This window comes from Streptomyces sp. NPDC002130 (assembly GCF_040296465.1).
Lineage (GTDB): Bacteria > Actinomycetota > Actinomycetes > Streptomycetales > Streptomycetaceae > Streptomyces.
Genome location: NZ_JBEOXI010000351.1, coordinates 1 through 6,850, shown reverse-complemented (window position 1 = coordinate 6,850; position 6,850 = coordinate 1). Strand labels below are relative to the sequence as shown.

9 protein-coding genes are annotated in these 6,850 nt (G+C 67.1%); 3 read left to right on the top strand and 6 right to left on the bottom strand.

Translation table 11 applies throughout. From position 1 onward, the window contains the following. Positions 1-362: hypothetical protein (locus ABT116_RS37920; RefSeq protein ID WP_351643917.1), on the top strand; the 362-nt coding region annotated here is incomplete at its 5' end. Positions 363-430: 68 nt separating this feature from the next. On the opposite strand, the gene ABT116_RS37915 is transcribed toward ABT116_RS37920, so the two are convergent. From ABT116_RS37915 to ABT116_RS37895, 5 genes are all read right to left on the bottom strand, one after another. Continuing rightward, positions 431-1,624, bottom strand: coding sequence for a calcium/sodium antiporter (locus ABT116_RS37915; RefSeq protein ID WP_298773723.1), 1,194 nt, complete (start codon positions 1,622-1,624; stop codon positions 431-433). Positions 1,625-1,743: 119 nt separating this feature from the next. Beyond that, the gene (locus ABT116_RS37910) at positions 1,744-2,301 is read right to left on the bottom strand and encodes a hypothetical protein (protein ID WP_298773721.1); all 558 of its coding nucleotides are present in this window, start codon (positions 2,299-2,301) and stop codon (positions 1,744-1,746) included. Between the two features lie 236 nt (positions 2,302-2,537). Next, positions 2,538-4,007 carry a site-specific integrase gene (locus ABT116_RS37905; RefSeq protein ID WP_298773719.1) on the bottom strand — a complete coding sequence of 490 codons (1,470 nt, stop codon included), beginning with the start codon at positions 4,005-4,007 and terminating at the stop codon, positions 2,538-2,540. Between the two features lie 25 nt (positions 4,008-4,032). After that, entirely contained in the window at positions 4,033-4,368 is a 336-nt protein-coding gene (locus tag ABT116_RS37900) for a helix-turn-helix domain-containing protein (RefSeq protein ID WP_298773717.1), read from the bottom strand. Next, positions 4,365-5,495, bottom strand: coding sequence for a tyrosine-type recombinase/integrase (locus ABT116_RS37895; RefSeq protein ID WP_298773715.1), 1,131 nt, complete (start codon positions 5,493-5,495; stop codon positions 4,365-4,367). Before ABT116_RS37895 ends, ABT116_RS37900 begins: the two co-directional genes overlap by 4 nt. A 320-nt stretch (positions 5,496-5,815) precedes the next feature. On the opposite strand from ABT116_RS37895, the gene ABT116_RS37890 reads away from it, so the two are divergent. Then, the gene (locus ABT116_RS37890) at positions 5,816-6,091 is read left to right on the top strand and encodes a type II toxin-antitoxin system Phd/YefM family antitoxin (protein ID WP_054828168.1); all 276 of its coding nucleotides are present in this window, start codon (positions 5,816-5,818) and stop codon (positions 6,089-6,091) included. After that, a complete protein-coding gene (locus ABT116_RS37885) occupies positions 6,088-6,378 on the top strand; it encodes a type II toxin-antitoxin system RelE family toxin (RefSeq protein ID WP_054828169.1) in 291 nt (96 codons plus the stop codon). Before ABT116_RS37890 ends, ABT116_RS37885 begins: the two co-directional genes overlap by 4 nt. 72 nt (positions 6,379-6,450) lie before the next feature. Here ABT116_RS37885 and ABT116_RS37880 read toward each other — a convergent pair. Beyond that, positions 6,451-6,850: hypothetical protein (locus tag ABT116_RS37880; RefSeq protein ID WP_351643914.1), on the bottom strand; the 400-nt coding region annotated here is incomplete at its 5' end.

The window sequence follows — 6,850 nt, the reverse complement described above, 5'->3', positions numbered from 1 at the left end:
AGTGGGCGCGGGCGTACGTCGAGTTCGCCGCCGGGGAGAAGCGAAAATACCTGCACGACCTGGGCCTGCGGATCATCCCCACCGTCGGCGGGGAACGTGGACCTGCTGCAGACGCTCACGCACGCCAGGCTCGCCGCCCCGTGAGGTCGAGGGCGGCTGCCAGGCTCGAGCAGCAGCGCGACCAGCCTGAGTTGGGCGTCGAAGGACAGCCCCGCCTCGGGCTCGTCGCCGAGTACGTGTACGGGACGGACCGCTGGGAAGGCTTCCGTGTGCACCCGCTGCCGGCTTCGGTGGCGGCGGCGTGCACGGCTACAACTCGTTGGAGGGCACGTTCCTCGGAGGCTGCATCTTCTCGGGGATGAAGGCCGGCCGGGCGATGGCGCGGGAGGTCTGATCGAGGCAGGCACCGCCGGCGCGGCGGTCGTCGCTGTCATGCGCGCGGCGGGGAGGCCCCTGAGCCGCCGGCCGCCGCGTCCTGAGCAGCACTGTCACCTGTGACCGGCCGCCCGCGGGTCTGCGCCCGCCCACGCAGCACACCGAGTTCGTAGGTGGCCAGCACTATCAACCACAGAGCGGTGATGGGGATGACAAACCACAGCATCGCGGCACTGAACGGCCCCAGCGCGTCGTGGTCGGCCGCCTGGAGCACGACGTAGGCGATGTACGCGGCGTAGAAACCGGTGAAGAGAACGCCCTCCCACCGTGCGATCGCCAGGCCGGTGAAGGCGATCGGGAGCAGTGCCAGGGACACCGCGAGCATGATCGGCAGGTCGAAGCGGATGGCCCCGGCCGCGATCTCGATCGGCGCGATGAGTGAGGTCATCCCCAGAACGGCACCTATGTTGAACATGTTGCTGCCCACGATGTTTCCGATCGCCAGGTCGCGCTCGCCTCGGATCGCCGCGACCATGCTCGTCGCGAGTTCGGGAAGGGATGTCCCGACGGCCACCACCGTGAGGCCGATGACCAGGTCACTCATTCCCCATGCCGCCGCGAGGTCGCTCGCCGCGGTGACGAGTAGCCGTGCCCCGATCACGAGCAGCGCCACCCCGGCGATCACGAGAGCGCTGTTGAGGAGGACCGGGTGCGAGGTGTCGCCGCCGGTAGGCGTCGTCTCGCCCGCGCTGTCACCGGCCGGGGCGTCCAATGCCTCGGTGGCGCGGTCTCCGTCCTGTTTGCGCGCGATGACGATCGTCGCGGTCGTATAGGTCACGAGGCCGGCGAACAGCAGCAGACCGTCGAGGAAGCTGATCGTGCCGTCGAGGGCCACCAGAAGCACGACCAGAGAGAACAGCACCATGATGGGGATGTCGACTCGCACGATCCGGGACGTCGCCACCAGAGGGGCGACGATCGCGGTCAGCCCCAGGATGAGCAGGATGTTCGCGATGTTGCTGCCCACCACGTTGCCGACGGCCAACCCCGGGTATCCGCTCAGCGCGGCATCGACGCTTACCGCGAACTCCGGCGCCGAGGTGGCGAAGGCGACGACGGTGAGTCCCACCACCAGCGGGGAGATCCCGAGGGTCGCGGCCAGACCGCCGGCGCCCCGCACCAGCACTTCGCCGCCGCCGATGAGCAGGACGAACCCCACCGCGAGCGCGGCCACCGTCAGGGCGCTCATGTCAGCTCCGATCGGGTGGTGATGAACCCCGGTCCGGCTGGCGGTGACGGCCTTGTTGCATTACCCATGGGTCGATGATCCCGTGCCGGACTCCGGTCTGTCGATGCGCCGGCAGCGATTCAGCCGGCGGAGGCGACCGCCAGCGGCAGGACAGCCGGGACCCCGGACGAGCGGAGATGCCGGGCTGCCTCGGTGATCGTCCACCCCGTCCCGAGCAGGTCGGCGACCAGGAGGACGGGGCCGTCGGACGCTGTCGACGGGCCGGAGAACGTGCCCCACAGCTGGGCCACGCGGTAGGCCGAGTTCTGGGCGGTCACCGTCGGGAGCGCCTCGTCGCGGCTGAGTTCGCCGAGGTAGTCCATACGGCCCATCTGTGACAGCGCGCGCGCCAGGCTCTGCACGAGGATCGGGTGCTCGCCGGTGAGTAGCGCCGCGACACCGGTCGGGCGGTCGTCCCAGCCCCACTCGCGCAGGACCGGTACGCAGGCGCGGGCCAGCCACTCGGGTGCGTCCTGGTCGGGCTCGGCGAGCAGGGCGCGCAGCTTCTGGCCCAGGCCCAGATCGGTGAGGCGTGCCAGAGCGCGGCCCTCCGCGGGACCGTCGGCGATCTTGCCCTTGAGCGGGACGTCGAGCTTGGCCAGGCCGGTGGGCCGCTGGCGGCGCGGAGGCAGCAGCACGCCGGGCCGCTCGAGCGCTTCGCGGGCCGGGTCAGCGCGCCCGAGTCGACGGAGGTGGTGCGTCGCTGGGGTCCGGGGGCGCAGATACGGCCAGTTCACGGGCGCCAGCCCGGGGAGAAGATCGGCTCGGTTCTGTACTCGCCACGCGCAGGTCCGCGCACCTGTCCGGACGCCAGTGGGTAACAGCGGAAACGCGTAACGATACTGGTTTCCGGGTGCTGTTGAGTCGCGGTTGATCAGGGGCCGGGTTCTTGGTGGAGTTCGGGGTAGGCGCTCCAGGTGGCGCCGCTGATGAATGCGTGGCGTTCGGTTGTTTGAGCTCTGTATCCGAACTGGGTTGCCGCGATCGCCGGGGGAATGCTGCGGACCAGCTCGCGCATCGCGCTGTTGCGTGCGCCTCGAAGATCGATCCCGTTGTCGCGGAGCTTGCCCATCAGGGTCTGCGGGTTGATGTGATGACCTGCAGTGACCCCGGGAAATAGCCACTGGGATGTTCGGTTGGCAGCGGTGGTCATGTTGGGGCGATGGGCGATGAGTGCGGTCACCGGGTCGGCGAGCGGATGCGGGAGTGCTACCTCGGCGTCGGCGAAGCGGATCCACAGGCCGTCGCTGTCGTCGGTTCTCAGTGCGTCCAGTCGGATGGCGGCGATGCGCGAAACTGGTTGCGCGCAGATCAGCAGCAGGACCGTGGCGGCTTTGACCCACACCGGGGTCTCTCGCCGTTCCAGAATCGTGGCCAGCTGAGCGTAGCGCTCATCGTCGCTGGTCATGGGACTGGTTCGAGCCCGTCGGTGGGGGAACGCGAGGTGGGCGGCCATGTGTTGGTGCTTGATGCACCACTTGACGAACATCCTGGCGGTGCTGCGGGTGGTCGGCCCGGTAACGAGCCAGGTGTCGATATCGGACTGTGTCGCTTCCGCCAGCGCAGTGTTACGGGTGTAGAGCCAGTTGACGAAGTCGATCGCCACGGTGATCTCCTGTTTGGCGTTGGCGATCGGCCCGTTCTCCAGGGGTTGGCGCTGCGCGCGGGCGCGGAGGTTGCGCAGGTGATGCCAGGTGGCGAATCCGGTGATGACCTGCTGCGATTGGTGGATTGGTGTGGAGGCGAGCTTTTTCTCGAGCCAGCTGGTGAAGCGGTCGAGGTTGCGGTCATAGGGCGCGAGGATTCCGCAGCTGATGAACAGGTCCCGTAGGTGACGTGCGGTGCGCTCGGCGGGGTAGTGGGCGAAGGTGTCGTGACTGATGGTCAAGCGGTGTTGCGCGAACCCGTCCAGGAGCTGGCGCACGTCGGGATTGCGTAGCCAGATGAGCGCACTTCGCGGGTGGTCCTGGCTGGTCAGCGCATCGAGTAGCGGTTTCAGCTCGGCCGAGACGAATCCGGTGTCGGCGGTGGTGAGCAGGGCGGTCAGGTCGTCGGTGAGGCAGCATCGGGCGCAGAGTCCGCGCCGGTGGGGTTCGTCCTGATCGCCGCAGCGGGTGCAGATCAGGCGGGGATCGTCGATCCCTGCACAGTCGGTGCAGATGGCCTGGTTGCCTGAGAGTCCGGGGAGGAGCCGGTCCGGGGTCAGGCAGCGAGGACACGTTCCGCGGCGACGGGTGGCCTGTTGGTAGCAACGGCGGCAGACGAAGCCCTCTGGCCAGCGCACGCCGCGAGGCTGGCGCTCGTCGTCGCACCGTGTGCAGTGGTACTTCGATGTGTCAGCCATGTGTGTCGCCTGCGCGGGGGTCCGTCTACGCCGGTGGGCCGGGTCGGTGGATGTGGGCCCGCTTCGGTCGCAGCGGACCATCAGCTGAGGGGGAGACGTCGGTGGCGGTGCGCCGCGAGGGTGCGGCGTCGACACGGAAGTCGCAGAGGTCCTCGACGCTGCAGTCCAGAACGTGGCACAGGGCGCCGAGCAGCGCCAGGGGCAGCCGGTCCGGGGTGCGTCCGAGGAGGCGGTAGAGCTGCGAGGCGGAGAGCTCGATGCCGACCTCATGCAGCGGGGTGATCAGGTCAGACAGGTTGTGCATGTCTCGGTCGGTCATGACTTGGCGTAGTCGCCACTGGTAGGCGATCCGGTGCTTCATGTCTCGTTCGTCCTTTCGGGCAGGCGGCCGGCTGCGGCACGTAGGGCGGCGGCTACGACGCGGCTGCGGTAGTCGGGGGAGACGAAGGTGTAGAGCGAGGTGGTCGAGGCGTACTCGTGTCCGACTTGCTCTTGGATGAAGCGGGTGTCGTAGCCGGACTCGACAAGCAGCGTGACGTAGCTGCGGCGCAGGGAGTGAAAGTCCAGTCCGGGGTCGGTCAGGCCGGCTGTGTCACAGAGTTCGGCGAAGCTGTGGGACAGTGCCCCGTTCGAGATTCGTTCGGATCGTTCGGTTGGAAACAATGCGGTCCCGGTGGTGCGGTCGAAGCTGGTGCGCCCCTGGTCGATCCACTGCTCGAGGCAGTCGATCACCCACGCGGTCTCTGGGACGGTCAGTACGCCGCGCCGTTTGGCGGGGGATCCTTTGCCGGGCTTGCCGTACCGGACGTAGCAGACCCCGAATCGGCCGAACTGCCGTGCACGCGGATTCGGCCCAAAATCCGTCAGGTCCAGCATGCGAACTTCGTTGCGGCGCAGGCCCCATGCGTAGGCGACCTTGGTGATCGTCGCGGTTCGCAGCGCGACCATCGCCCCCTTCGTGCCGACCTCGTAGCGGCGGGTGACCTGCTCGTCCGCGGTATCGCACAGGTCCTGCAGCTCGTCGGTGGTGTACGCCCGTTTGCGTGGGTCGCCGGGACCCTCGTGGACGTGGCGGGCCGAGTTGGCCTCGGTAATGACCTGTACGGGATGCGTGGCGAACCGGTCCTGGCATTGCTCGGCCCACTCGTAGGCCGGGTCGAGCAGGTAGTCCATGAAGTGCCGCAGCGCACCTTGATAGTTCAGGACGGTGCTGTGCGCTATGCCGTGGACTCCGCGTAGTTCGGTGATCCAGTCATCGGCCATCGCTGGCGTCCAGGTCCAGGGGCCGTCGGCATCGCAGAAGTCCCGGAACCGCCGTATCGTGGCCACCCGCGCCGAGATCGTGCCGGCAGACAGGTTTCGTGCCAGCTGCTGGTGAGACCAGCCGGTGACCATCGCCTCGAACACCGAGGCTTCCGGACGTAGAACAGCGATACCGTCGGCCAGCTGCAACCGCGCCGACCCTGGAGGAAGATCCTGCTGCGACATCTCGCACCGCCCAAAAATGGCTCGCGTCTTGTGCGAAAGTGTCGCATGAAATGCGAATCGCGACAAGAGGCCGCAGGTAGCAGCGCCGCCACCATCCCGCCATCGGCTGGCGGTCACGGTCCAACAAGGGCGGAAGCGCTGGCCCGGCACCTGCTCACGCGCAGGTCACGAGGCCAGTCGGGCACTACGGGCGAGGGGCAGTTCGGGGAGGGGTCGAGTTCGCACAATCTACAACTCGGCATCGTTTACCTTACATAATTACTATTATCGGCTAAAAGTATGGCTATCGTCGGGCCAGTCTGGCGGCTAGACTGGACGGCATGACGACAGTGCCACTGGGTGAAGCCAAGGACAAGCTCTCCGCGCTGGTCGATAGCGCCGAAACCACGCACGACATCATCACGATCACCAAGCACGGCAAACCCGCCGCGGTGCTGATGTCTGCCGACGACCTCGAATCGCTGCACGAGACGATCTACTGGCTCTCACGTGCCGGTGTCCGCGACGACGTCGCTACCGCCGACGCCGAGTACGCTGCCGGCCACACTGCCTCCATCGACGACCTGCGCGCGGAACACGGCCTGCCGCCGAAATGAGCGACGCTCCCACAGACTCGTCCGACCCGTACCGGGTCGAAGTCGCATCCCCAGCTCGCCGCGACCTTCAACGTCTCCCATCCCGGATCGTCCACGCCGTCATCGAATTCATCTCCGGACCCCTCGCCGAGAACCCTCACCGGCTCAGCAAACCGCTACGCGACGACCTCGACGGTCTCCACAGCGCCCGCCGCGGCGACTACCGAATCCTGCTCCACATCGACGACCCCAACCACACCATCGTCATCGTCAGAATCGACCACCGTGCCCACGCCTATCGCACCTAGGGGTAAAGCCATACGTGCGAGAGACATTGAGATACAGCTGGTGCCGCGGTAGCGCAGTCGACACAGACTCGATCAACCTCGAAATGTGATGCCCGAAGGTTCCACCACACCAGGGTCATGGCCGTTGACGCTAAGTAGTTGACGCGCCGCGATGACCTGAACATCTTGGTATGGCCCTGGGCCGACAATCAGTCTCGCGATTGTTGTCTCTGCCGCCGGACGCCAATGGGTGCCGAGGTTGATCGCGAACGCGGTGAAGGGCGAGAGACCGTAACCGCTGAGGCGGAGTTCGCCGAACAGAGGGTTAGTGCTGGTCGTCGGTGGCGCTGTGTGGGTCATGACACGAAACTCCTGTTCGGCCTTGAACGAGTCATCTTTGTGCCGGGCGCCGCGCACGAGGTCGACCAGAAGAGCGGCCCGCACGACCTGGTGACCGACGCCGACCGCAAGGCCGAGCTGTACCTGACCGATG

Coding starts and splice junctions, on each gene's coding strand:
- ABT116_RS37905 (WP_298773719.1), bottom strand. CDS start 4,007: ATGGCTGACACATCGAAGTACCACTGCACACGGTGCGACGACGAGCGC.
- ABT116_RS37890 (WP_054828168.1), top strand. CDS start 5,816: ATGACGACAGTGCCACTGGGTGAAGCCAAGGACAAGCTCTCCGCGCTG.
- ABT116_RS37885 (WP_054828169.1), top strand. CDS start 6,088: ATGAGCGACGCTCCCACAGACTCGTCCGACCCGTACCGGGTCGAAGTC.
- ABT116_RS37900 (WP_298773717.1), bottom strand. CDS start 4,368: ATGAAGCACCGGATCGCCTACCAGTGGCGACTACGCCAAGTCATGACC.
- ABT116_RS37915 (WP_298773723.1), bottom strand. CDS start 1,624: ATGAGCGCCCTGACGGTGGCCGCGCTCGCGGTGGGGTTCGTCCTGCTC.
- ABT116_RS37895 (WP_298773715.1), bottom strand. CDS start 5,495: ATGTCGCAGCAGGATCTTCCTCCAGGGTCGGCGCGGTTGCAGCTGGCC.